The following is a 21,282-nucleotide window of genomic DNA, read 5'->3' on the forward strand; positions in this document are numbered from 1 at the left end:
TTGCAGAGGATTCAGAGGGCGTGCTCGGCGCGCAAGCGCGCGATGTCGCCGGGGCCGTAGCCGAGTTCGGCGAGCACCGCGTCGGTGTGTTCGCCCAGCGCGGGCACGGGGCCGATGGCGGCGCCTTCGGGGCCGGCGACACCCGGCGGCAGCAGCGCGGGCACGGCGCCCGCGGGCGTGCCCACCTCCGTCCACCGGCCGCGGGCGGCGAGCTGCGGATGCGCCCACACGTCGGCCATCGTGTTGACGGCGGCATTGGCGATCTGGGCGGCGTCCAGCCGCTCGACCACCTGCTCGGCGGTCAGCGGCGCGAAGGCCTCGACGATCAGCGCATGCAGGGCCTCGCGGGCCTGCACGCGCCGGCCGTTGGAGGAGAAGCGCTCGTCGGTGGCCAGCGCCGGCTGCAGCAGCACCTGGGCACAGAAGGCCTGCCACTCGCGCTCGTTCTGCAGCCCCAGCATCACGCTGCGGCCGTCGCCGGCGGGGAACGGACCGTACGGGTAGATGGTGGCATGCGCCGCCCCGGCCCGCGGCGGCGGGGCGGCGCCGCCGTAGGCGTAGTACAGCGGGTAGCCCATCCACTCGACCATCGCTTCCAGCATCGACACGTCGATGCGCTGGCCCTGCCCGGTGAGGCCGCGCTCGATCAGCGCGGCCAGGATGTTGGTGTACGCGTACATGCCGGCGGCGATGTCGGCGATCGAGCAGCCGGCCTTGGCGGGCTCGTCCGGCGAGCCGGTGATCGACACGAACCCCGATTCGCTCTGAATCAGCAGGTCGTAGGCCTTCTTGTCGCGGTAGGCGCCCGGGCGTTCGGGATCGTCGCCGTAGCCGGAGATGTCGCAGACGATGAGCCGGGGATGCCTGGCATGCAGCGCCTCGAACGACAGGCCCAGCCGCGCCGCGGCCCCGGGCGCCAGGTTCTGCACCAGCACGTCGGCCCGCGCGAGCAGCCTCGCCAGCACAGCGCCCGCCTGCGGGTGCTTCAGGTCGAGCGTGACGCTCTGCTTCGAGCGGTTCGTCCACACGAAGTGGGAAGCCAGGCCGTTGACACGCTCGTCGTAGCCGCGCGCGAAATCGCCGACGCCCGGCCGTTCGACCTTGATCACGCGGGCGCCCAGCTCGGCGAGCTGCCGCGTGCAGAAGGGCGCCGCGATCGCGTGCTCCAGCGTGACGACGGTGATGCCTTTCAACGGCAGGGTCCGGGCCATGCTCAGAAGCTCCGGGGCAGGCCGAGCAGGTGCTCGGCGACGTAGGACAGGATCAGGTTGGTCGAGATCGGCGCCACCTGGTAGAGCCGCGTCTCGCGGAACTTGCGCTCCACGTCGTATTCGTTCGCGAAGCCGAAGCCGCCGTGGAACTGGATGCAGGCGTTCGCCGCCTCCCAGCTCGCCTTGGCCGCGAGGTACTTCGCCATGTTCGCCTGCGCGCCGCAGGGCTGCTGCGCGTCGAACAGCGCGCAAGCCTTCCAGCGCATCAGGTTGGCCGCCTCCACCTCGATGTAGCTCTCGGCGATCGGGAACTGCACGCCCTGGTTCTGCCCGATCGGGCGGCCGAAGACGACGCGGTCCTTCACGTAGGCCGTCACGCGGTCGATGAACCAGTAGCCGTCGCCGATGCATTCGGCCGCGATCAGCGTGCGCTCGGCGTTGAGGCCGTCGAGGATGTAGCGGAAGCCCTGGCCCTCCTCGCCGATGAGGTTCTCCTCAGGGATCTCCAGGTTCTCGAAGAACAGCTCGTTGGTCTCGTGGTTGACCATGTTCGGGATCGGCCGCACCTCCATGCCTTTGCCGACCGCCTCCTTCAGGTCGACCACGAAGATCGACATGCCCTCGCTCTTCTTCTTCACGTCAGCCAGCGGCGTGGTGCGCGCCAGCAGGATCATCAGGTCGGAATGCTGGATGCGCGAGATCCAGACCTTCTGGCCGTTGACGACGTAGCGGCCGTCCCTCTTGACCGCCGTGGTCTTGATCCGGGTGGTGTCGGTGCCGGTGGTCGGCTCGGTCACGCCCATCGACTGCAGGCGCAGCTCGCCGGTGGCGATCCGGGGCAGGTAGCGCTGCTTCTGCGCCGCGCTGCCATGGCGCAGCAGCGTGCCCATGTTGTACATCTGGCCGTGGCAGGCGCCGGAGTTGCCGCCCGAGCGGTTGATCTCCTCCATGATCACCGAGGCTTCGGTCAGGCCGAGGCCGGAGCCGCCGTACTCCTGCGGGATCAGCGCGGCCAGCCAGCCGGCCCGCGTCAGCGCATCGACGAAGGCCTCCGGATAGGCGCGCTGCTCGTCGATCCGGCGGTGGTATTCGTCGGGAAACTCCGCGCAGAGCGCGCGCACGGCGTCGCGGATGTCCTGGTGCTCGTCGGGGGTGTGGTGGTTCATCTCGGGCGGGTCCGGGTCATGAGAGTTCGGCCGTGGCCTGCATCGCCAGCAGGCCCTCGTGGTCACGCGCCCACAGCGCGAACCGCCCGTCGCCGTCGGGCCTGCCGCAGACATGGAAGCGGTGGATGTCGAAGATCGGCCGCACAGCCTTGAACTCGAAGCGCCGGACCCCGGCCCCGGGCCGCTGGCGGCGCAGGTTGTCCAGCAGCAGCGTCGCGATCAGCGGCCCGTGCACGACCAGGCCCGGGTAGCCCTCGACCTGCGTGACGTAGGGCTGGTCGTAGTGGATGCGGTGGCCGTTGAAGGTGAGCGCGGAGTAGCGGAACAGCAGCACCGGGTCGGGCACGATCTCGCGCTCGAAGGCGGCATCGGCCGGCGCGGCCTGCGGCTGCGGCACCGGCGCCCCGGGCTGCGGCGCGTCGCGGTAGACGATGTCGTGCTCCTCGGTGAGGGCGGGGCCGGCGGCGCCGGCGTAATCGTGCCGCACCGTGACGAAGACCAGCGAGCCGCTGCGGCCCGACTTGGTCTGCACCTCGGTGATGGTGGAGGTGCGCACCGCCGGCTCGCCCACCTTCAGCGGCTGGTGGAACGCGAGCCGTCCGCCGGCCCACATGCGCCGCGGCAGCGGCACGGGCGGCAGGAAGCCGCCGCGCCTGGCGTGGCCGTCGTCGCCGATGTCGCGGGCGAGCGCCTGCGGCGTGAAGTAGATCCAGTGCCACAGCGGGGGCACGGAGGTGCCGGCCTGCGGCGCCGGGTCCTCGCGGTCGAGGGTGGCGGCCAGCGCGGCGAGCGGCGCGGCGGTGATCAGGTCGGTGCGCCGTTCGCTGCGGCCGACCCAGGGGCTGAAGTCATCCAGGGGAGCAGTCATGGCCCATAGCATCGCGTGCGACCGGCCGCCGCGCCATTCGCATTTGCGAAAGCGGGCGTTTTGCGCCGCCGAAACGGCCGGCGCCGCTGGCACACTCGGCCCCCTCCCGGGCCGGTGCGCCATGCAGCAGATCTTCGCCGTCACGATCCCGTTCTTCGCGCTGGTGCTGTGCGGCTACCTGGCCGCGCGGCAGCGCGTGCTGCCCGAGAGCGCGGTCTCCGGGCTCAATGCGTTTGTCCTGTATTTCTCGCTGCCGTGCATGCTGTTCCGCGCCGGCCGCAGCCTGCCGGTGGCCGAGCTGCTGAACCCGGTGGTGCTGGGCGTGTACGCAGTGAGTGCGCTGGTCATCGTGTTCGGCACGGTATGGCTCACCCGCTCGGCGCACGTGCACCTGAAGGACGCCGCCTTCGGCGCCCTGGTGGCCGCCTTCCCCAACTCCGGCTTCATGGGCGTGCCGCTCGTGGCCACCCTGCTGGGCCAGGCCGCGGCCGGGCCGGTCATCAGCACGATGCTGACCGACATGGTGTTCACCTCGTCGCTGTGCATCGCGCTCGCGCAGGCGCACGAGGCCAGCGGGCAGGGCCGGCGCGCCGCCGCGCTGAGGGCGCTGCGCGGTGTGGCCTCGAACCCGCTGCCCTGGGCGATCGCGGCCGGCGCCGTGGCCGGGGCGAGCGGCCTCGCGCTGCCCGGCCCGGTTGACTCGATCATCCGCATGCTGGGCGACGCCGCGACGCCGGTGGCCTTGTTCACGATCGGCGCGGTGCTCTGGCACGCCGGGCAGCATGCACACACCCGCACGCCGGTGCGGCGCTACCTGCCGGTGGCGCTGATCAAGCTCGTCGTGCATCCGCTGCTGGTATGGAGCCTGGGCCGCGCGGCGCAGGCGGCAGGGCTGCCGCTGACGGACCTGCAGCTCACCGCGCTGACACTGGCCGCGGCCCTGCCGAGCGCAAGCAACGTCTCGCTGCTCGCCGAACGCTTTGGCGCGGACAACGGCCGCGTCGCGCGGATCATCATGTGCTCCACCGTGCTGGCCTTCGGCACCTTCTCGCTGCTGGCCGCGGCGTTCAAGGTGGGATGACGCCGTTCGGCCATCGCTCGAAATGACCCGCCGATTCCGCCGAATTCGCTGAATCAAATTTGCAGCTTCACATACATTGAGTGTGGTTCGGATTCGTCCGGGAGGCGCAAATGCAGGAGTCGACGGTGTACCGCGCACCGCCGCGCTGGTCGGCCGCCGAGCTGCTGGCCGCCGTGCGGGAGCGGCTGGCCACCGGCGCCGCCGATGCCGCCACCGTGGGCCTGGCGCTGGGCGGCCCCGGCGCCGGCGCCGCGGGCCACGTCACCCACTGGCACTACCGGCAGCGCCTGCACGAGCCCTGGCAGCTCACGCTGACGCTGCAGTGCCCCGCGCCATTGCCCGCGGACCTGCTCGGCCAGGCCGCCGTCTTCTGGCAGCGCTGCGGGGCGGGCTTCGCCGGCCTGCACGGGCGCATCGCCCTGCTTGGCCGCGGCCGCGCCTCGGCCGACGGCGTCGCCCACCGCCTGCAGCTCGAGCCCGGCGTCGCCGCCCTGGCACGCACCCGGCGCTGCCGGGTCTTCCAGCGCCGCACCTGCACCGAGATCGCCACCGCCGTGCTCGCCGAGCACGGCCTCGCGGCCGAACTGCGCGCGCTGCCCCCGCTGGCCCGCTGGCGCCAGCGCACCCAGTCGCGCGAGCCCGGGCGCGCCGACTTCGAGAGCGACCTGCGCTTCGTGCAGCGCATCCTCGCCGACGAAGGCCTGGGCCTGTGGTGCGAGCCCGATGCCACGCAAGGCGAGCGCCTGGTCATCGGCAGCGCAGGCCTGGGCGCGCGCGCCGCGCACGCGGCCCCGCTGGCCTTCGCGCCGCCCACCGGCCTGCCCGCGCCCGGCACCGACCACCTGCTCGACGCCGAGCTGCGCCTGGCCAGCGCCCCCGAGCGCAGCCGCACCGTCGCCTACGATCCCCGCCAGGGCCGCAGCTTCTCGGCCGAGGCCGAGGACCCCCACGCCCCGCCGCCGCCCGGCGGCGCGCCCCGCACCTGGGAGGCCTACCTGCCCGGGGCCGAGGCGCTGGTCTTCGACGGCGAGGCGCTCGGCGTGCCCGCCTGGCTCGCGCGCCAGGCCCGCCTGGGCGACCAGCGCCACCGCCAGCGCCGCCAGCTGCTGGTGGCCACCCGCCCCGCGGCCCTGTGGCGCTGCGGCCAGACCGTCACGCTGCAGGCCGGCGGCGTGGCCGCGGCGCTGCAGGGCCGCTGGCTGCTCACCGCGGTGGACGCCGGCAGCGACGTCGGGCCGGCGCTGGCCGGCGACGCGCCCGCCGACCCCGGGCGCGCCGGCCTGCGCTTCGAGGCCAGCCCCGAGGCCGCGTGGTCGTCCCTGGGCTGGGTGCCCGAGCCGCTGCCCGCACCGCGGCTGGACTTCGAGCAGGCGTGCATCGGCGCCGGGGGCGAGCCCTACGCACGGCTCGATCCCCACGGGCGCTACCAGGTCGCGCTCGCCGCCGACCTGCAGCCGGTGCCCGGCGCCAGCAGCCGCCCGGTGCGCCACCTGCGCAGCCATGCCGGGGCCGACCACGGCTGGCACCTGCCGCTGCACGAAGCCGCCGAGGTGCTGCTGAGCTTCCACGGCGGCCACCCCGACACCCCGATGAGCGCCCGCGCGCTGCACGACCACCGCCGCCCGGACCCGGTGGGCGCGGCCCACGCCAGCCGCCACCTGCTGCGCACCGCGGCCCGCAACCAGCTGCGGCTGGAGGACCGCCGCGGCCGCGAGCATGTGCAGCTCGCCACCCCGCAGGCGCGCAGCGCGCTGCAGCTGGGCCACCTGGCGGACGGCCGGGGCCGGCTGCGCGGCCGCGGCTGGGAGCTGCGCACCGAGGCGGTGGCCACGCTGCGCGCGGCGCAGGGACTGCTGGTGACCAGCCATGCCGCCGAGGTGCGCGGGCGCCTCGCCGACGACGGCGCACCCCCCGCGGCGCCGGCGCACCTGCTGCACCACCCGGGCCACGCCGACCTGCAGGGGGCGCTGGCCGCGGCGCAGCAGCGCAGCGACGCGGCCGCGCAGGCCGGGCTCGGGACGCTGGCCGCGCTGGCGCCGGCGCTGCAGCTCGGCCGGGACGCGGCGCGCAGCCGTGCGCCGCTGCTGCAGTACGCGAGTGCGGCGCAGGGGGCACAGCTGACGCCGGGGCCGCAGCTCACCGCGGCCCACACGCTGCTGGCCAGTGCGCAGGGCTGCCTGGAGCTGGCCAGCGCGGACCAGGTGCGGCTGTACGCCCGCGAGGGCCTGGCCTGGCACACCGAGGGCCATGCGCCGCAGGGTGCGGGCGAGGGCGGGGCGCGGGTGGACGTCATCAGCCACGGTTCGGACGAGGTGCAGGTGCGCGAGGGCAGCGCACGGTTTGTGGCGCAGGGCGACGTGGTGCTGGAGTTCCGCGGTGCACGCGGGCTGCTCACCAGCGAGGGCGCGCGCATCGAGCTCACGCAGGACGGCGTGCTCACCATCACTGCCGACCGCGAGCTCATCGTCGAGGCCGGCGGCATCGACCTGGGCGGCGCGCAGGACTGGGGGGCGGGATCGGGCAGCGTCGGAGACGGGCCGCTGGCCTGGTGGGGGCGCATGGACGTCGAGGATGTGTGCCTGGAGTGCCTGGCGGCGGCCACCGCGGCGGGCAGCCGCCTCATCCGGGTGAGCTGATGGCCCCGCCCCTTTATTTCGCGCAGGACCCGCTGGCGGAGGGCTTCGCCGACCAGGTGCTGGCCGACCACGGCCGCCTGAATCAGGATCGGCCCGGCCTGCCTCTGCTGGCCGTAGTGAACGCCGCGGCCGACGACGGCCTCGCAGCGCACCTGGAGGCGCAGGCGATCCCCTTCCGCGGCGTGTTCGACGAAGGGCCGTTCCAGCGCCTCGCACAGGCCGGGCCGCTGCTGGTGCTGCCGCCCGCCGCGGCCGGCGCTGCGCGGCAGCTCGTGCGGCGGCTTCGCGACAAGCCGGCCTTGAGCTTCATCGCCTGCGCCGCGGACGCCGAAGCGATCCGCACGCAGTGGTGCCAGGCGATGCAGGTGGCCGCCGACGACGAGCCGGGGGCGCGGTACCTGCTGAACCTGGCCGACACCCGCTGCCTGCCCGATGGCCTGGCCCTGCTGGCGGCGGTCGCCGGGCCGACCCTGCTGCCGGCCCCCGGGCGCATCTGGTATCCCGCGCGAGACGGCCTGCTGCGCTGGGCCGACGTGGAGGGCACGCCGGCGGACGCCCCGGTCCGGCCGTTGGACGCGGCGCGGTGGGGCGCCTTGCTCGAGGCCGGCGAGGCGGACCTGCTGTTGTCGCAGGTGCACCTGCACCGGCCCGAGTTGCTGCAGTCACGAAGGCCGTCCGAGCTGTACCACGCGGTGCAGTGCTGGTTGTGGCGGCAGCCGAAGCCGCGGGACGACGTGCCGGCCCTGGTGGCCGAGTGCATCGGGTGGCTGGCCTCCGGGGCACCGGCATGACCTGCGCAACGCCCTGGGCCCCGGCGCTCGCCGCCGCGGTGCTGCTCTGCGCCTGCCGCCCCGCCCCGCCTGATCCCGACGCGCTCATCGGGGTCTCCATCACCGGCATCAACTACACCGACGAGGGCGTCCAGGACTTCTTCGTCGACGGCGCCTGGGGAGCCAACCTGCCGACGTATGGCGGGGGCGGTGGTACCACCTGCTGCGTGATGCTGCCCCGCACCTGGCGTCCTGGCCTGACCGTCACCGTCAAGTGGACCATCGGCCACTACACCCGGCCCTACAAGCTGCGCAAGCACATCCCCGTCATGGAGCAGCGCGCCTGCTGCTGGTCTGAGCGCTCCCTCGAAAAGACCGTGCCGGTGCAGCAGTACGCCAAGCCCGCCAAGTTGCAGGTGTTCTTCCTGCCGGACGACGAGCTCGAGATCTGGGTCTTCGATGCCACGCCACCCAACCCCGACCACCCTTCCGGCCGGCCCTACCCCCTCGACCCGCGCCCGCCCGAGGAGGAGTGATGGACGCCGAGCCTCGACCCTCCAACCCCTTCGAGCGGCGGTCCGTGAAGACCACGCCGGCGCGCCGTCTCAGCATCGCCGTCGCCGTGACGGCTCTGCCGGGCCTGCTCTGCGCCTGCCGCCCTGCCCCGCCCGACCCCGACGCGCTCATCGGGGTGTCCATCACCGGCATCAACTACACCGGCGAGGGCGTGCAGGACTTCTTCGTCGACGGCGCCTGGGGGGCCAACCTGCCGAGCTATGGCGGCGGCGGCAAGACCAGTTGCTGCGTGATGCTGCCCCGCGCCTGGCGCCCCGGCCTCGCCGTCTCGGTCAAGTGGACCATCGGGCACTACACCCGGCCCTACAAGCTGCGCAAGCACATCCCCGTCATGGAGCAGCGCGCCTGCTGCTGGTCTGAGCGCTCCCTCGAAAAGACCGTGCCGGTGCAGAAGTACGACCGGCTGGAGGACATCCAGATCTTCTTCCTCCCAGACGATCAGATCGAGGCCTGGGTCCACCACTCCCTGCCGGTCGACCCTGCCCACCCCTCCGGCCGGCCCTACCCCCGCGACCCACGCCCGCCTGAGGAGGAGTGATGGACGCCGAGCCTCGACCCTCCAACACCTGCGAGCGGCGGCCCGAGGTAATCACGCCGACGCACCTTCTTAGCATGGCCATCGCCGCGACGGCTCTGCTGAGCCTGCTCTGCGCCTGCCGCCCCGCCCCGCCCGACCCCGACGCGCTCGTCGGGGTCTCCATCACCGGCATCAACTACACCGACGAGGGCGTCCAGGACTTCTTCGTCGACGGCGCCTGGGGGGCCAACCTGCCGACCTATGGCGGGGGCGGCAAGACCAGTTGCTGCGTGATGCTGCCCCGCACCTGGCGTCCTGGCCTGACCGTCAAGGTCAAGTGGACCATCGGCCACTACACCCGGCCCTGGTCCTACCGCAAACACCTGAGCATCGAGGAGGAAGGCCGCTGCTGCTGGACCCAACGCTCCCTCGAGAAGACCGTGCCGGTGCAGAAGTACGACCGGCTGGAGGACATCCAGATCTTCTTCCTCCCGGACGACCAGATCGAGGCCTGGGTCCACCACTCGTTGCCGGTCGACCCTGCCCACCCGTCCGGCCGGCCCTACCCCCGCGACCCGCGCCCGCCCGAGGAGGAATGATGGCCACGGGACCTCGACCCCCCAATCCCTGCGAGCGGCAGCCCGTGGCGACCACGCCAACGCGTCGCAGCATGGCCATCGCCGCGACGGCTCTGCTGAGCCTGCTCTGCGCCTGCCGCCCTGCCCCGCCCGACCCCGACGCGCTCATCGGGGTGTCCATCACCGGCATCAACTACACCGGCGAGGGCGTGCAGGACTTCTTCGTCGACGGCGCCTGGGGGGCCAACCTGCCGACGTATGGCGGCGGCGGCAAGACCAGTTGCTGCGTGATGCTGCCCCGCACCTGGCGTCCTGGCCTCGCCGTCACGGTCAAGTGGACCATCGGGCACTACACGCGGCCCTGGTCCTACCGCAAGCACCTGAGCATCGAGGAGGAAGGCCGCTGCTGCTGGACCCAACGCTCCCTCGAAAAGACCGTGCCGGTGAAGAAGTACGACCGGCTGGAGGACATCCAGATCTTCTTCCTCCCGGACGATCAGATCGAGGCCTGGGTCTATCGCTCGTTGCCGGTCGACTCTGAGCACCCCTCCGGCCGCCCGTACCCGCGTGATCCCAACCCCCCGGAGGAACGATGATGAGCGTCGAACCGCTGCACGCGCCGGAGTTCGAGGTGCGGCCGTTGAATACCGAAGAGGCAGCGGCACGCCTCCAACTGTTAGGGGACGGTGGCACGCGAGCCGATCGATGCGAAGTGCCCATCTGGGTCAGCTTTTTCTTCGATGGCACCAACAACAACCTCGAACGCGACCGCGGCCTGAACGCACACAGCAACGTGGCCGTGCTGTACCGGGCCACCCGAGATGCGTGGGAGGACGGCTATTTCAGCTTCTATGCCCCGGGTGTCGGCACGCGTTTTGAGGACATCGGGGAGTATGGGGAGTTGCCGTCAGGCAAGAGCCAGGGCAAGGGAGGGGATGCGCGCATCAACTGGGCATTGGTGCAACTCCTCAATGCGGTGCATCGGCGTTGCCACGGCGGGCAGCGCTTGGTCGATCCGGCTGAACTTCTTTCGCTGATCACGTCCAGCACCCTGCACGCCGTCGGCACGACCGACAACAACCTCGCCGGCAAGCGGCTGGCCTTCGCCATGTTGGCCAAACGGCTTCGGGCGTCCCTGACCAAGGAGGATGGCCGCCCGCGCCTGCCCCGCATCGCGCAGATCCACCTCAGCGTCTTCGGCTTCTCGCGCGGCGCTGCCCAGGCCCGTGCCTTCTGCTTCTTCCTCCACCACCTGCTGGATCGCGGCCACAAGCTCGCGGGCATCCCGTTGCGGGTGGAGTTCCTCGGGCTGTTCGACACCGTGGCATCGGTCGGCGTGGCCGACGCGGCGGGCTACATCCCGTTCCGAGGCTTCGGCGGCTGGGCCAATGGCACGCTGGAGATCCCGACGCCGCTGGTACGGCGCACGGTGCACTACGTCGCGGCACACGAGATACGCAAGGCCTTCCCGCTGTCGAGCATCCGCGACGGCGAGGTGTACCCGCCCGGCTGCACGGAGATCGTCTTCCCGGGCGCGCATTCCGACGTGGGCGGCGGCTACGCCCCGGGCGACCAGGGCAAGGCGGTGGGCGAGCGCCAGCGGCTGCTGTCTCAGGTGGCGCTCGTCAACATGTACATGGCGGCCTACAAGGAGGGGGTCCCTCTGATGACCCTTGAAGAGCTCGGCCAGCAAGGGCCCGCGGGACAGGGAGCGATCGAAGACCTCCAGATCCACCCCGACACCATCGCCCGCTTCAAGGCCTACCTGGCCGCGCTCCGGGCGCCGGCCGGCCCGCTGGCGCAGCAGGTCCGCGGGCACATGCTGCGCTACTGGCAGTGGCGGGAGTCGGTGCGGCTGCGCACGCCCCAGGCACGGACGGGCCTGCCGGCTGCACCGGGCACGGGCATCGCCACCCTGGGCAGCTACAAGGCCGCGTCGGCCCAGGACCGCATCGACCTCTGGGAGAGCGAGCTGGATTTCTGCAGGCAGGCCGTCGAGCCGGCGAAGACGAGCGATGCGCACCAGGACTTCCGCATCGCGACACGCAGCCCGACGACGCCCGCGTTCGAGCACATGTTCGACGACCTGGTGCACGACTCCCACGCTTCCTTCTACATGACGGGTCCCATCACCGCGCAGGACCGCCTGGACAAGATCCGGCAGGCGCAGCGGCGTGAGGCCGCGCTGCGCCAGAGCGAGGCCCGGTGGGAGGCGCATCGGCAACGCCAGCCCAACCGCCAACTCCCGCCCCTCCCGCAAAGCATGCGGCTTTCGCCCCTCGAGCGGCGCATCCTCGAACACCAGAAGACCCACCCCGGCGAGTACCCGCTGGTGACCGACGCGGACACCGAAGACCTGCTCGACATGGACGGCCTGGTGAACGAAGTGGCCGTCGACGCGGTGGCGGGCGACACGCGCCGGGAAAGCGGCGGGCATGTGCGCTACCGGGCCATCTACACCTCCAGCCGGGGCGTCGTGGACCAAGCCGCACACCATGTGTCGCGAATGGCGCGGGCTGCTGCGTCGGCCCTCGGCGTCGGCAGCCCCGCGGTGCCCAGGGGCTCTGCGGCACCCCTCGTCCGCCTGCCTTGAGGCGCACCCGCGGCGCCACCGCCCCGCCCGGTCGTGTCCTTTTGCGACAGGCCCCCGGCGCGGCACGGCGCCTGCCAAGGGAGTTGCCCTGCCCCCTGAAAAAGGTCCCGCCATGCTGCTCGAAGGCTCCTGCCACTGCCGCGCCGTGCGCTTCTCGGTCGAGTCGCACGAACCCGTGCCCTTCATGCGCTGCTACTGCAGCATCTGCCGCAAGACCGCCGGCAGCGGCGGCTTCGCGATCAACCTGGGCGCCGACTTCCGCACGCTGGAGGTGGAAGGCCGCGAGCACCTGGGCGTGTACCGCGCCCGGATGGAGGACGGCCGCACCAGCACCGGGCAGCGCCACTTCTGCCGCGAGTGCGGCAGTGCGCTGTGGCTCTACGACCCGAGCTGGCCCGACCTGGTGCACCCGCATGCCGGCGCGGTGGACACGCCGCTGCCCACGCCCCCGGTGGTCACGCACATGATGCTGGGCAGCAAGCCCTCGTGGGTGGCGCTGCAGGTGGACCGCGACGACAGCATCGCCGACACGTATCCCGACGAATCCTTGGCAGACTGGCACCGCCGCCATCACCTGAGCCGCTGACCGCCAAGGCCCTTGCGCCTGCGGCGGCGGCCCGCCACCGAGGAGCCCGAGGATGAACCGTCCGATCGCCGCCCGTGCCGCACGCGCCGCACGCCTCCCAGCGTCGTCGCCAACCCCGGCGACGGACCCCCAGCGCACGGAGGACGCATGGACGCGCTGAATGACGCACGGAGCACCGCCCCCGGCCGCTTCGAGGGCGGCGCGGCGTTCTGCGAAGGCCGCTACGTGCCGCTGTCGGAGGCCAAGATCTCGCTCTTCGACTGGGGCTTCACCCGATCCGACGCCACCTACGACGTGGCCAGCACCTGGCAAGGCGCCTTCTTCCGCCTCGACGACCACCTCGACCGCTTCTTCGCCAGCCTCGGCAAGCTGCGGATGACGATCCCGTACAGCCGCGCGCAGGTGCGCCAGATCCTGCATGGCTGCGTGCGCGCCGGCGGGCTGAAGGACGCCTACGTCGCGATGGTGTGCACCCGCGGCGTGCCGCCGCGCGGCGCGCGCGACCCGCGCCTGGCCGAGAACCGCTTCTACGCCTACGCACTGCCCTTCGTGTGGATCGCCCCGCGCGACAAGCAGCTCGCGGGCATCGACATGCACATCAGCGAGCGGCTGCGCATCCCGGCCGCGTCGGTCGACCCGACCGTCAAGAACTACCACTGGCTGGACCTGGTGCAGTCGATGTTCGAGGCCTACGACCGCGGCCGCGACACGAGCTGCGTGGTGGACGAGCGCGGCAACATCACCGAAGGGCCGGGCTTCAACATCTTCGTCGTGCGCGGCGGCGTGGTGCGCACGCCCGACCGCGGCGTGCTCGAAGGCATCTCGCGCCGCACCGTCATCGAGCTGTGCGACCGGCTGGGCATCCCGCTGCGGCAGGAGCCCGTGCCGGTGGCCGACGTGCTGGCGGCCGACGAGGTCTTCCTCAGCTCGACCGGCGGCGGCGTGCTGCCCATCGCCAAGGTCAACGGCCAGCCGCTGCGCCTGGCGCACCCCGGCCCCACCACCACCCGCCTGTACGACGCGTACTGGGCGATGCACGACGAACCCGCCTACCGCGATCCCGTGGAATACACCCCATGAACGACACCGCCCTGCCCACCGCCGCCGAGGCCGCCGCGGCCACCGCCCCCGTGAAGATCGCCGTGATGGGCGCCGGCGCCGTCGGCTGCTACTACGGCGCGCTGCTGGCCGCGGCCGGCCACGCCGTCACGATGATCGGCCGGCCGCAGCACGTGCAGGCGATGCAGCGCGACGGCCTGCGCCTGTCGACCGCCGACGGCGTGGAGTTCGTGGTGCCGGTGCAGGGCAGCACCGAGCCCGCCGGCGTGCAGGGCGCCGCGCTGGTGCTGGTGTGCGTGAAGTCGACCGACACCGACGCCGCCGCGGCGGCGATGGCACCCTACCTGGCGCCCGACGCGGTGCTGCTGAGCCTGCAGAACGGCGTCGACAACGCCGAGCGCCTGCAGGCCGCGCTGGGCCGCCCGGTGCTGCCCGCGGTGGTCTACGTGGCCACCGAGATGGCCGGCCCCGGCCACGTGAAGCACCATGGCCGCGGCGAGCTGGTGATCGGCCCGTCGGCCCAGAGCGACCGCGTGGCGGCCCTGCTGGGCGCGGCCGGCATCCCGGTGGAGGTGTCGGACCACGCGATGGCCGCGCTGTGGACCAAGCTCATCCTCAACTGCGCGTTCAACGCGCTGTCGGCCCTCACCCAGCTGCCCTACGGCCGGCTGGTGCAGGTGACGGGCATGGTGCCCACGATGCGCGACCTGGTCGACGAATGCCTGGCCGTGGCCCACGCCAGCGGCGTGACCACGCTGGAAGACGAGGTGGTGTGGCAGGCCGTGCTGCGCATCGCGCAGACCATGCCGGCGCAACGCTCGTCGACCGCACAGGACCTGGCCCGCGGCAAGCCCACCGAGATCGACCACCTCAACGGCTACGTGGTGCGGCAGGGCGAGCGGCTGGGGGTGAAGACGCCGGCCAACCGGGTGCTATGGGTGGCGGTGCGGGGGGCGGAAGCGGCGGATTGAACGTGCGAGGCGGTGCGCGCCATGGCGCGACGCCTCAGTCGCCGTGCTTGTAGCCAGCTTCCCGCTGGCTGCGCAGTGCGAGCAGGAACACCGTGTCGATCTCGGGCACGTACCGGTACAGCGCGACATGGCCTCGCACGACACGGCCGATCACCAGTTCGCGTTGCCCGGCTCGCGCAGAACGACCGATGAGCGGGCTGGTCGCCAACGCGTCGATTACGCGCATGAGTTCATCGAGCCGCGCCACCGCGGCCCCTGGATCGAACTGGGCGACGTGCTCGAAAAATCGGTCGAAGTCCTGCCCGACTTCGGGTGCCACTTCGATACGGGTCATCGGCCGGCCTGACCGCGGGCCGGCTTCGGGGGAGACGCCTTGCGCGCAGCCTTCTTTGCGGCGGGTTTCGGTCGGTCGATCTCCTGCGCACGGGACTGCAGTTGCGCCCGCATCTCTTCCCATGAATTGGTTTGGCCGGTCGCCACGATCCGCGCCCAGCGCTCGTCGGCCACACGATGGAATTCATCGCTGCGCTCGGCCTGCTCCACCGTCTGCGCGATCGCCTCGACGATGAACGCATGCGATGTCTTGCCGGCACGCTCGGCCGCCTTGGTGATGCGCATCTTCATCTCGTCATCGAGCCGAATCGTGGTGGTGGACATGGCCGTCTCCGGGAACAACTCACAGGTCGGCAAAACATAGCACATTCGTGCTACGCCTCGCCGCAGCCAGTACCTGCGGACAAGCACGACCGGCCCAGCACTTGTCGAGCGCGCATCGATGCTGCCGAGCCCCGCCGGTCAAAGCGAAAGCATCTCCGCCTTCAGCGTTTGCAAGCACGCCTCGCCGGCAGCCGCCAACCTGGCCTTCAGCAGCGCCGCCTGCCCGGCCAGCAGTTCGTCATAGGTCGGCGCACCTTCGTTCGTTTCGGGTATCTGCTTGCAGAAGCCTTCCGCGACGACCGACTTGCTCTGGGCGTCGATCAGGCGTGCCTTGGCGGTGTAGATGACGCGGTAGTGCGTCCAGTCGCTGGGAAAGTAGCCGAAGCTCCAGTTGAGCGTCTGCACGTCCACGATGAACCGGGCCGCCCCGTTCGCAGCGGTGGCCACGCCAGCCACGTCGTCGACGGCCACTGAAACAGGTTGATCGGCCGCCCGTGCCGAATAACCGCCGGCCAGCGATGCCACGAGCCCGGCCGCGATGGCATCCGCGGGATCGGCCACCTTGTTGCGGGCGATGATGCCGTTGCCTTCGCTGATCATCGCCAACGCGCCCAACACGGCGAACGCCGCCTTGCCGGCGGTCATGGCGGCGAAGTCGGGGACGGCGCGCTTCGTCGTCGCCACGCGCTGATCGCGAAGCTCGGATTTCGCACCGGCCGACACCGGCTGCTTGTTGACCGACGCGCAACCTGCCAGGACAACGGCCGCGGCGCAGACGACACCTCTAGACATGTACATGGATTCCCTCGGGGTTTGTTGATGCTTCATCGAGCCGGCGCATTCTCGCGGCGCGCCCTGCGAGGTGCACCGATCACGCGCAGGCACTGCCTGGCACCACCCTTGCATACAAGCCGTGTGCACCAACCCCGCACGCACCGCCACGGAGCACGCCGCTTGTCCGCCGCCCCCGATACCGCCATCCGCCCCGAGCAGATCGCCGACCGCATCGTGGACGCGATCCTCGCGCGCAAGCTCTCGCCCGGGCAGCGCCTGGGCGAGCAGCCGCTGGCGGACCTGTTCGGCGTCAGCCGCACGCTGGTGCGCGAGGCGCTGGCGCGGCTGGCGGCGCGGGGCATGGTCGAGGTCAATTCGCGCCGCGGCTGGTTCGTGGTGCAGCCTTCGCCCGACGATGCACGCGAGGCCTTCGAGGCGCGCGAGGTCATCGAGACCGGCCTGCTGCAGGCCCTGGCCGCGCCGCTGCCGGCCGGCGCCATCGGCCGGCTGAAGCACCACCTCGCGCAGGAGCTGGCCGCCATCGAGAAGACGGAAGCCGAAGCCGCCGCGGCCGACACCGGCGAGCGCAGCTGGCTGCTCGGCGACTTCCACGTGTGCCTGGCCGACTGCGCCGGCAACTCGCTGCTGGCCGACATCCTGAAGGACCTGACGGCACGCACCACCTTGATCGCCACGCTCTACCAGAGCACGCACGAAGCGCGGCAATCGTGCGCCGAACACGTGCAGATCGTGGCCGCCCTGGAAGCGGGCAACATCCCGCTGGCGGTGCAGCGCATGCGCGAGCACCTGGGCAGCGTGGTCTACCACCTGCATGCCGAGGCCACCGCCGAGGACGACCCGCTGGCGCAGTTGCGTTCGGCGCTGGCCCTGCACCCCGCCGCCGACGCGGCCGCCGACGCGGCCGCCCCGCCGGCAGCCGCGCGCAAGCCGCGCCCGCGCCGGCGCCTCTTCACCGACCTGGTCGCCGAGCCGGCGGCCGGGGCCCCCACCGCTTTCGATCCATCCCACCTGCAGGAGCCTTGACCATGCAACGCCGTCCCTTCCTCGCCGCCGCCGCGGCGGCCGCCGTCCTCGTGCTGGGCGCCGCGCAGCCCGCCGCCGCGCAGACCGCGCTCGACGACATCACCACGAAGAAGGTCATCACGATCGCGATCCCGACCGACTACCCGCCCTACGGCTTCGTCGGCACCGACCTCAAGCCGCAGGGCCTGGACATCGACATGGCGCAGCTCATCGCCGCCAAGCTGGGCGTGAAGGCCGAGCTGGTGCCGGTGACCAGCGCCAACCGCATCCCGTACCTGCAGACCAAGAAGGCCGACCTGGTGATCAGCACGCTGGGCAAGAACCCGGAGCGCGAACGGGTGATCGACTTCACCGCTGCCTACTCGCCCTTCTACCAGGCCGTGTTCGGCCCGAAGAACATCGCGATCAAGACGCCGGCCGACCTGGTGGGCAAGACGGTGGGCGTGACCCGCGGCGCGATGGAGGACCAGGAGTTGTCGAAGGTCGCGCCGTCGAACGTCGACATCAAGCGCTTCGAGGACAACAACGCCACCGTGGCCGCGTTCGTCTCGGGCCAGACGCAGGCGATCGCGACCGGCGCCTCGGTGGCCGGCAACATGATGGTGCGCAACCCGGGCCTGAACGCCGAATACAAGTTCGTGCTGAAGGACTCGCCCAACTTCATCGGCATCGCCAAGGGCGAGGACAAGCTGAAGGCGAAGGTCAACGAGATCATCGCCGCGGCCAAGGCCTCGGGCGAGCTCGACACGATGTCGAAGAAGTGGCTCGGCCGCCCGGCCGGCGCGCTGCCCGAATAAGCGCCCCACTCTCCCGACGAAGAAAGGGCGCACGATGCTGCAGCTCGACTTCCTGGCCGTGCTCGTCGATTGGCCGATGCTCGCCCGCGGCATCGGCATGACGGTGATGCTCACGGCCATCTCCACGCTGATCGGCCTGGCCGTGGGCGTGTTCGGCGCGTGGGCGCGCTCGCAGGGGCCGGCCTGGCTGGCCTGGACGATGGGTACCTACGTGGAGCTGATCCGCAACACGCCGTTCATCGTGCAGCTCTTCTTCGTGTTCTTCGGGCTGCCGAGCCTGGGCGTGAAGCTCACGCCCGAGCTGGCCTCGGTGATCGCGATGGTGCTGAACCTCGGTGCCTACTCCACCGAGATCGTCCGCGCTGGCGTCGAGGCCACGCCGCGCGGCCAGTTCGAGGCCGCGGCGAGCCTGGCGCTCACGCCGGCGCAGACTTACCTGCGCGTGGTGCTGCCGCCGGCGCTGAAGCGGGTGTGGCCCGCCGAGGTGAGCCAGATCGTCATCGTGATGCTGGGCTCGGCGGTGTGCGGGCAGATCGCCACGCAGGAGCTCTCGTACTACGCCAACCTCATCCAGAGCCGCAACTTCCGCGCGTTCGAGGCCTACATCGTCGCGACCGTGCTGTACCTGGCACTGGCCGTGGCGCTGCGGCACCTGCTGCAGTGGGCGGGGCCGCGCTTCCTGTTCGGCCGAAGCGGAGCACGTTGACATGGTCGATTTCTCGTTGTGGGACATCCTGCGCAACCTGCTGCTGGCCGCACGCTGGACGGTGGCGCTGTCGCTCATCGCCTTCGTCGGCGGCGGCCTCGTGGGGCTGGCGCTGCTGGTGGCGCGCATCGCCCGCTGGCCGGGTGCCGACCGCTTCGTGCGGGGCTACGTGCAGCTCTTCCAGGGCACGCCGCTGCTGATGCAGCTCTTCCTCGCGTACTTCGGGCTCGCACTGATCGGGCTCAACGTGTCGACGTGGACGGCGGCGGGCGTGGCGCTCACGCTGTACGCCAGTGCCTACCTCACGGAGATCTGGCGCGGCTGCGTGAACTCGATCCCCAGGGGCCAGTGGGAGGCCTCGGGCAGCCTGGCGCTGTCGCTTGGCGAGCAACTGCGCCACGTGATCCTGCCGCAGGCGCTGCGCATCGCGATCGCGCCCACCGTGGGCTTCGCGGTGCAGGTGGTCAAGGGCACCGCGCTCGCCTCGGTGATCGGCTTCATCGAGCTGACCAAGGCCGGCACGATGATCAGCAACGCCACCTTCCGCCCGTTCACCGTGTATGCCTGCGTGGCGCTGATGTACTTCGCGCTGTGCTTCCCGATCTCGGCCTGGAGCCGCCAACTCGAAAGGAAACTGCACCGTGCTCGCTGAACCGCAAGCCGTGGCCGCGGCATCGGCCGTCACGCGCCGCCCCATCGTCGAGATCACCGCGCTGCGCAAGCGCTACGGCACGAACGAGGTGCTCAAGGGCATCGACCTGTCCGTGCAACCCGGCGAAGTGATCGCCATCATCGGCAAGAGCGGCTCGGGCAAGAGCACGCTGCTGCGGTGCATCAACGGGCTGGAGGAGTTCCAGGACGGCGCGCTCACCGTCGACGGCCAGCACCTGCGCTACGACGACCCCAAGGCCATGCGCGCGCTGCGCCAGCACGTGGGCATGATCTTCCAGAGCTTCAACCTCTTCCCGCACCTGAGCGTGGGACGCAACGTGATGCTGGCGCCGTCGCTGGTGAAGAAGCGGGGCGGCACCGAGGGGGAGGCGCTGGCGCGCCGGCTGCTGCAGCGCGTGGGACTGGCGGAGAAGTTCGACGCCTTCCCCGACCAGCTCTCGGGCGGCCAGCAGCAGCGCGTGGCCATCGCGCGTGCGCTGGCGATGGAGCCGGGCGTGCTGCTGTGCGACGAGATCACCTCGGCACTCGACCCCGAGCTGGTGGGCGAGGTGCTGCGGGTGGTGGAATCGCTCGCCGAGGAGGGCATGACCCTGCTGATGGTGACGCACGAGATGAACTTCGCGCGCAAGGTGGCCGACCGCGTGGTGTTCATGCACGCCGGCCGCATCCACGAGATGGGGCCGCCGCAGGCGATCTTCGGCGCACCGCAGACGCCGGAGCTGCAGTCGTTCCTGTCGGCGCTGAAGGACTGAGCGGCGCCCCGCGGGGCCCGCGGCCCCGCGTCCGGCGCCTAGAGCTGCAGCAGTTCCTCCAGCCGCCGGACCGCGATGCGCACCGGCACCGTGGGCGTGTGTTCGCCGAGGCCGGGGCCGTGTTCGTCGGGCCGAGCGATGAACGCGGTCTGCAGGCCGGCACGTGCGGCGGCGGCGAGATCGGAGGAATGCGCGGCCACCATCATCACCTGCTGCGGCGCCAGGCCGAGCGCGTCGGCCGCGGCCAGGTAGACGGCCGGCTTGGGCTTGTAGTCGCGCGCGAATTCGGCGCCGAGGATGGCGTCCCAATGCCAGCGGTTGTGCCGCGCCAGGTCGACCATCAGCGACACGTTGCCGTTGGAACACGGCGCGAGCAGGAAGCGCTCGCGCAGGCGCGCGAGGTCGGGCGTCACGTCGGGCCAGGCATCGAGCCGGTGCCATGCCAGGTTGAGCCGCGTGCGCACGGCCTCGCCGACATGGCCCAGGCCCAGGGCCTGCAGCACCACGTCGAGGTTGCGCCGGTGCAGCAGGTCGAGCTTGCTGAACGGCAGGCGGCCGGTGCGCACCTCCTCCATCGCCGGCTGGTACTGGTCGCGCCAGTCGTCGGCGAAGACGTGCCAGTCGGCCTGCACGCCTTGGGCGCCGAGCAGGGCCTCGGCCTCGCGGGCGATCGAGCTGCGCCAGTCCACGAGCGTGCCGAACACGTCGAAGATCAGGGCTTGCGGTGCGGGGGGCGTCATGCGTCGTCTCCTTGCGTGGACGGCAAGCATGGCATGGCCGCACGGCATCGGCACGGCGGTGCAGGCAAGATGGCGGGCCGAGCCGGCAACCGAGGCGTCCGCCGCGCCCGGGCCGGCACCGAAGGAGACCGCATGTGAATGCCCCGCCTGCCCCCTGCCGCCGCCGCTGGCCGCGGCACCTGCTGGCCGTGGCCTGCGCCTCGGCCTGCGCCGTCCCGGCCGTTGCCTCCGCGCAGGCCGAACCGCCCGCCGGCGAGGCCGCCCGCTACGTCCAGTTCGCCGAGGACTTCACCGCCAACTGCGTATCGCGCAACGGCGTGCAGATCCAGGTGAAGAACACGCACCCGACGCGCACGCTGCGGGTGTACCTCGACCGCGTCTACCGCGGCGTCGGCACGGGCGATCGCTCGCGCTCGGAGCTGGCACCCGGCGCGGAGCCCCAGCCGCTGGGCTGCTCGGTCACGCTCGACGGCGGCAAGCAGGAGTGGCGGCTGGTGCGGGCGAGCTTCATCGACTGAAGCCAGGCCC

General features: G+C 71.7%; 24 protein-coding genes. 17 read left to right on the top strand and 7 right to left on the bottom strand.

Annotation, left to right across the window (positions count from 1 at the left end; genetic code table 11):
* Nucleotides 1–11: 11 nt before the first annotated feature.
* From V4F39_RS09830 to V4F39_RS09840, 3 genes are read right to left on the bottom strand one after another with little or no spacing between them, the layout of a single operon-like run.
* Nucleotides 12–1,211 (bottom strand): CaiB/BaiF CoA transferase family protein, encoded by a 1,200-nt coding sequence (locus V4F39_RS09830; protein WP_332289169.1) that lies wholly within the window; start codon nucleotides 1,209–1,211, stop codon nucleotides 12–14.
* Nucleotides 1,212–1,213: 2 nt separating this feature from the next.
* Nucleotides 1,214–2,377 (bottom strand): acyl-CoA dehydrogenase family protein, encoded by a 1,164-nt coding sequence (locus V4F39_RS09835; protein WP_332289170.1) that lies wholly within the window; start codon nucleotides 2,375–2,377, stop codon nucleotides 1,214–1,216.
* 16 nt (nucleotides 2,378–2,393) lie between these two features.
* Nucleotides 2,394–3,245: an HTD2 family dehydratase gene (locus V4F39_RS09840; protein ID WP_332289171.1), complete on the bottom strand. Its 852-nt coding sequence runs from the start codon at nucleotides 3,243–3,245 to the stop codon at nucleotides 2,394–2,396.
* 121 nt (nucleotides 3,246–3,366) lie between these two features.
* Between V4F39_RS09840 and V4F39_RS09845 the strand changes: the two genes are divergently transcribed.
* The 11 genes from V4F39_RS09845 (at nucleotide 3,367) to V4F39_RS09895 (ending at nucleotide 14,612) form a co-directional block, all read left to right on the top strand.
* Nucleotides 3,367–4,326, top strand: coding sequence for an AEC family transporter (locus V4F39_RS09845; RefSeq protein WP_332289172.1), 960 nt, complete (start codon nucleotides 3,367–3,369; stop codon nucleotides 4,324–4,326).
* Nucleotides 4,327–4,436: 110 nt separating this feature from the next.
* A complete protein-coding gene (locus V4F39_RS09850) occupies nucleotides 4,437–6,962 on the top strand; it encodes a contractile injection system protein, VgrG/Pvc8 family (protein ID WP_332289173.1) in 2,526 nt (841 codons plus the stop codon).
* Nucleotides 6,962–7,753, top strand: coding sequence for a DUF4123 domain-containing protein (locus V4F39_RS09855; RefSeq protein WP_332289174.1), 792 nt, complete (start codon nucleotides 6,962–6,964; stop codon nucleotides 7,751–7,753). Before V4F39_RS09850 ends, V4F39_RS09855 begins: the two co-directional genes overlap by 1 nt.
* Nucleotides 7,750–8,268 carry a Tli1a family immunity protein gene (tli1a, locus tag V4F39_RS09860; RefSeq protein ID WP_332289175.1) on the top strand — a complete coding sequence of 173 codons (519 nt, stop codon included), beginning with the start codon at nucleotides 7,750–7,752 and terminating at the stop codon, nucleotides 8,266–8,268. Before V4F39_RS09855 ends, tli1a begins: the two co-directional genes overlap by 4 nt.
* Nucleotides 8,268–8,846: a DUF3304 domain-containing protein gene (locus tag V4F39_RS09865; protein ID WP_332289176.1), complete on the top strand. Its 579-nt coding sequence runs from the start codon at nucleotides 8,268–8,270 to the stop codon at nucleotides 8,844–8,846. Before tli1a ends, V4F39_RS09865 begins: the two co-directional genes overlap by 1 nt.
* Complete coding sequence (locus tag V4F39_RS09870) at nucleotides 8,846–9,424, top strand: DUF3304 domain-containing protein (protein ID WP_332289177.1); 579 nt, start codon at nucleotides 8,846–8,848, stop codon at nucleotides 9,422–9,424. Before V4F39_RS09865 ends, V4F39_RS09870 begins: the two co-directional genes overlap by 1 nt.
* A 44-nt stretch (nucleotides 9,425–9,468) precedes the next feature.
* Nucleotides 9,469–9,999: a DUF3304 domain-containing protein gene (locus V4F39_RS09875; protein WP_332289178.1), complete on the top strand. Its 531-nt coding sequence runs from the start codon at nucleotides 9,469–9,471 to the stop codon at nucleotides 9,997–9,999.
* On the top strand, nucleotides 9,999–11,996 hold the full coding sequence (locus V4F39_RS09880; RefSeq protein WP_332289179.1) for a T6SS phospholipase effector Tle1-like catalytic domain-containing protein: 1,998 nt from the start codon (nucleotides 9,999–10,001) through the stop codon (nucleotides 11,994–11,996). The genes V4F39_RS09875 and V4F39_RS09880 overlap by 1 nt, the downstream gene beginning before the upstream one ends.
* Nucleotides 11,997–12,108: 112 nt before the next feature.
* Complete coding sequence (locus V4F39_RS09885) at nucleotides 12,109–12,582, top strand: GFA family protein (protein ID WP_332289180.1); 474 nt, start codon at nucleotides 12,109–12,111, stop codon at nucleotides 12,580–12,582.
* Between the two features lie 147 nt (nucleotides 12,583–12,729).
* Entirely contained in the window at nucleotides 12,730–13,662 is a 933-nt protein-coding gene (locus V4F39_RS09890) for an aminotransferase class IV (protein ID WP_332289181.1), read from the top strand.
* A complete protein-coding gene (locus tag V4F39_RS09895) occupies nucleotides 13,659–14,612 on the top strand; it encodes a ketopantoate reductase family protein (RefSeq protein WP_378235176.1) in 954 nt (317 codons plus the stop codon). The genes V4F39_RS09890 and V4F39_RS09895 overlap by 4 nt, the downstream gene beginning before the upstream one ends.
* A 34-nt stretch (nucleotides 14,613–14,646) precedes the next feature.
* On the opposite strand, the gene V4F39_RS09900 is transcribed toward V4F39_RS09895, so the two are convergent.
* The 3 genes from V4F39_RS09900 to V4F39_RS09910 all read right to left on the bottom strand — a co-directional run bounded on the left by V4F39_RS09900 (nucleotide 14,647) and on the right by V4F39_RS09910 (nucleotide 16,097).
* Nucleotides 14,647–14,946 carry a type II toxin-antitoxin system RelE/ParE family toxin gene (locus V4F39_RS09900; RefSeq protein ID WP_332289182.1) on the bottom strand — a complete coding sequence of 100 codons (300 nt, stop codon included), beginning with the start codon at nucleotides 14,944–14,946 and terminating at the stop codon, nucleotides 14,647–14,649.
* Nucleotides 14,943–15,269, bottom strand: coding sequence for a ribbon-helix-helix protein, CopG family (locus V4F39_RS09905; protein WP_332289183.1), 327 nt, complete (start codon nucleotides 15,267–15,269; stop codon nucleotides 14,943–14,945). Before V4F39_RS09905 ends, V4F39_RS09900 begins: the two co-directional genes overlap by 4 nt.
* Before the next feature lie 138 nt (nucleotides 15,270–15,407).
* On the bottom strand, nucleotides 15,408–16,097 hold the full coding sequence (locus V4F39_RS09910; protein WP_332289185.1) for a hypothetical protein: 690 nt from the start codon (nucleotides 16,095–16,097) through the stop codon (nucleotides 15,408–15,410).
* A gap of 126 nt (nucleotides 16,098–16,223) precedes the next feature.
* Between V4F39_RS09910 and V4F39_RS09915 the strand changes: the two genes are divergently transcribed.
* The 5 genes from V4F39_RS09915 to V4F39_RS09935 are packed head-to-tail and all read left to right on the top strand — an operon-like array spanning nucleotide 16,224 to nucleotide 20,014.
* On the top strand, nucleotides 16,224–17,087 hold the full coding sequence (locus tag V4F39_RS09915; RefSeq protein WP_332289186.1) for a GntR family transcriptional regulator: 864 nt from the start codon (nucleotides 16,224–16,226) through the stop codon (nucleotides 17,085–17,087).
* Nucleotides 17,088–17,089: 2 nt separating this feature from the next.
* Nucleotides 17,090–17,884 (top strand): transporter substrate-binding domain-containing protein, encoded by a 795-nt coding sequence (locus tag V4F39_RS09920; protein WP_332289187.1) that lies wholly within the window; start codon nucleotides 17,090–17,092, stop codon nucleotides 17,882–17,884.
* Nucleotides 17,885–17,918: 34 nt separating this feature from the next.
* Complete coding sequence (locus V4F39_RS09925) at nucleotides 17,919–18,590, top strand: amino acid ABC transporter permease (protein WP_332289188.1); 672 nt, start codon at nucleotides 17,919–17,921, stop codon at nucleotides 18,588–18,590.
* Nucleotide 18,591: 1 nt separating this feature from the next.
* Nucleotides 18,592–19,242: an amino acid ABC transporter permease gene (locus V4F39_RS09930; RefSeq protein WP_332289189.1), complete on the top strand. Its 651-nt coding sequence runs from the start codon at nucleotides 18,592–18,594 to the stop codon at nucleotides 19,240–19,242.
* Nucleotides 19,232–20,014 carry an amino acid ABC transporter ATP-binding protein gene (locus tag V4F39_RS09935; RefSeq protein WP_332289190.1) on the top strand — a complete coding sequence of 261 codons (783 nt, stop codon included), beginning with the start codon at nucleotides 19,232–19,234 and terminating at the stop codon, nucleotides 20,012–20,014. Before V4F39_RS09930 ends, V4F39_RS09935 begins: the two co-directional genes overlap by 11 nt.
* Before the next feature lie 38 nt (nucleotides 20,015–20,052).
* On the opposite strand, the gene V4F39_RS09940 is transcribed toward V4F39_RS09935, so the two are convergent.
* A complete protein-coding gene (locus V4F39_RS09940; RefSeq protein WP_332289191.1) occupies nucleotides 20,053–20,754 on the bottom strand; it encodes a haloacid dehalogenase type II in 702 nt (233 codons plus the stop codon).
* A 134-nt stretch (nucleotides 20,755–20,888) separates the two neighbouring features.
* Here V4F39_RS09940 and V4F39_RS09945 point away from each other — a divergent pair, with 134 nt between their 5' ends.
* A complete protein-coding gene (locus V4F39_RS09945) occupies nucleotides 20,889–21,272 on the top strand; it encodes a hypothetical protein (protein ID WP_332289192.1) in 384 nt (127 codons plus the stop codon).
* The last annotated feature ends 10 nt before the right edge of the window (nucleotides 21,273–21,282 follow it).

Source organism: Aquincola agrisoli (assembly GCF_036621135.1).
In the GTDB taxonomy this organism is placed as follows: Bacteria; Pseudomonadota; Gammaproteobacteria; order Burkholderiales; family Burkholderiaceae_C; genus Aquincola; species Aquincola agrisoli.

Bases quoted from the DNA above. Each gene is read 5' to 3' on its own strand.
- V4F39_RS09845 (WP_332289172.1), top strand. From the start codon at position 3,367: ATGCAGCAGATCTTCGCCGTCACGATCCCGTTCTTCGCGCTGGTGCTG.
- V4F39_RS09880 (WP_332289179.1), top strand. From the start codon at position 9,999: ATGAGCGTCGAACCGCTGCACGCGCCGGAGTTCGAGGTGCGGCCGTTG.
- V4F39_RS09835 (WP_332289170.1), bottom strand. From the start codon at position 2,377: ATGAACCACCACACCCCCGACGAGCACCAGGACATCCGCGACGCCGTG.
- V4F39_RS09920 (WP_332289187.1), top strand. From the start codon at position 17,090: ATGCAACGCCGTCCCTTCCTCGCCGCCGCCGCGGCGGCCGCCGTCCTC.
- V4F39_RS09830 (WP_332289169.1), bottom strand. From the start codon at position 1,211: ATGGCCCGGACCCTGCCGTTGAAAGGCATCACCGTCGTCACGCTGGAG.
- V4F39_RS09855 (WP_332289174.1), top strand. From the start codon at position 6,962: ATGGCCCCGCCCCTTTATTTCGCGCAGGACCCGCTGGCGGAGGGCTTC.
- V4F39_RS09895 (WP_378235176.1), top strand. From the start codon at position 13,659: ATGAACGACACCGCCCTGCCCACCGCCGCCGAGGCCGCCGCGGCCACC.
- V4F39_RS09940 (WP_332289191.1), bottom strand. From the start codon at position 20,754: ATGACGCCCCCCGCACCGCAAGCCCTGATCTTCGACGTGTTCGGCACG.
- V4F39_RS09890 (WP_332289181.1), top strand. From the start codon at position 12,730: ATGGACGCGCTGAATGACGCACGGAGCACCGCCCCCGGCCGCTTCGAG.
- V4F39_RS09905 (WP_332289183.1), bottom strand. From the start codon at position 15,269: ATGTCCACCACCACGATTCGGCTCGATGACGAGATGAAGATGCGCATC.
- V4F39_RS09910 (WP_332289185.1), bottom strand. From the start codon at position 16,097: ATGAAGCATCAACAAACCCCGAGGGAATCCATGTACATGTCTAGAGGT.
- V4F39_RS09930 (WP_332289189.1), top strand. From the start codon at position 18,592: ATGGTCGATTTCTCGTTGTGGGACATCCTGCGCAACCTGCTGCTGGCC.
- tli1a (WP_332289175.1), top strand. From the start codon at position 7,750: ATGACCTGCGCAACGCCCTGGGCCCCGGCGCTCGCCGCCGCGGTGCTG.
- V4F39_RS09850 (WP_332289173.1), top strand. From the start codon at position 4,437: ATGCAGGAGTCGACGGTGTACCGCGCACCGCCGCGCTGGTCGGCCGCC.
- V4F39_RS09885 (WP_332289180.1), top strand. From the start codon at position 12,109: ATGCTGCTCGAAGGCTCCTGCCACTGCCGCGCCGTGCGCTTCTCGGTC.
- V4F39_RS09840 (WP_332289171.1), bottom strand. From the start codon at position 3,245: ATGACTGCTCCCCTGGATGACTTCAGCCCCTGGGTCGGCCGCAGCGAA.
- V4F39_RS09865 (WP_332289176.1), top strand. From the start codon at position 8,268: ATGGACGCCGAGCCTCGACCCTCCAACCCCTTCGAGCGGCGGTCCGTG.
- V4F39_RS09900 (WP_332289182.1), bottom strand. From the start codon at position 14,946: ATGACCCGTATCGAAGTGGCACCCGAAGTCGGGCAGGACTTCGACCGA.
- V4F39_RS09925 (WP_332289188.1), top strand. From the start codon at position 17,919: ATGCTGCAGCTCGACTTCCTGGCCGTGCTCGTCGATTGGCCGATGCTC.
- V4F39_RS09870 (WP_332289177.1), top strand. From the start codon at position 8,846: ATGGACGCCGAGCCTCGACCCTCCAACACCTGCGAGCGGCGGCCCGAG.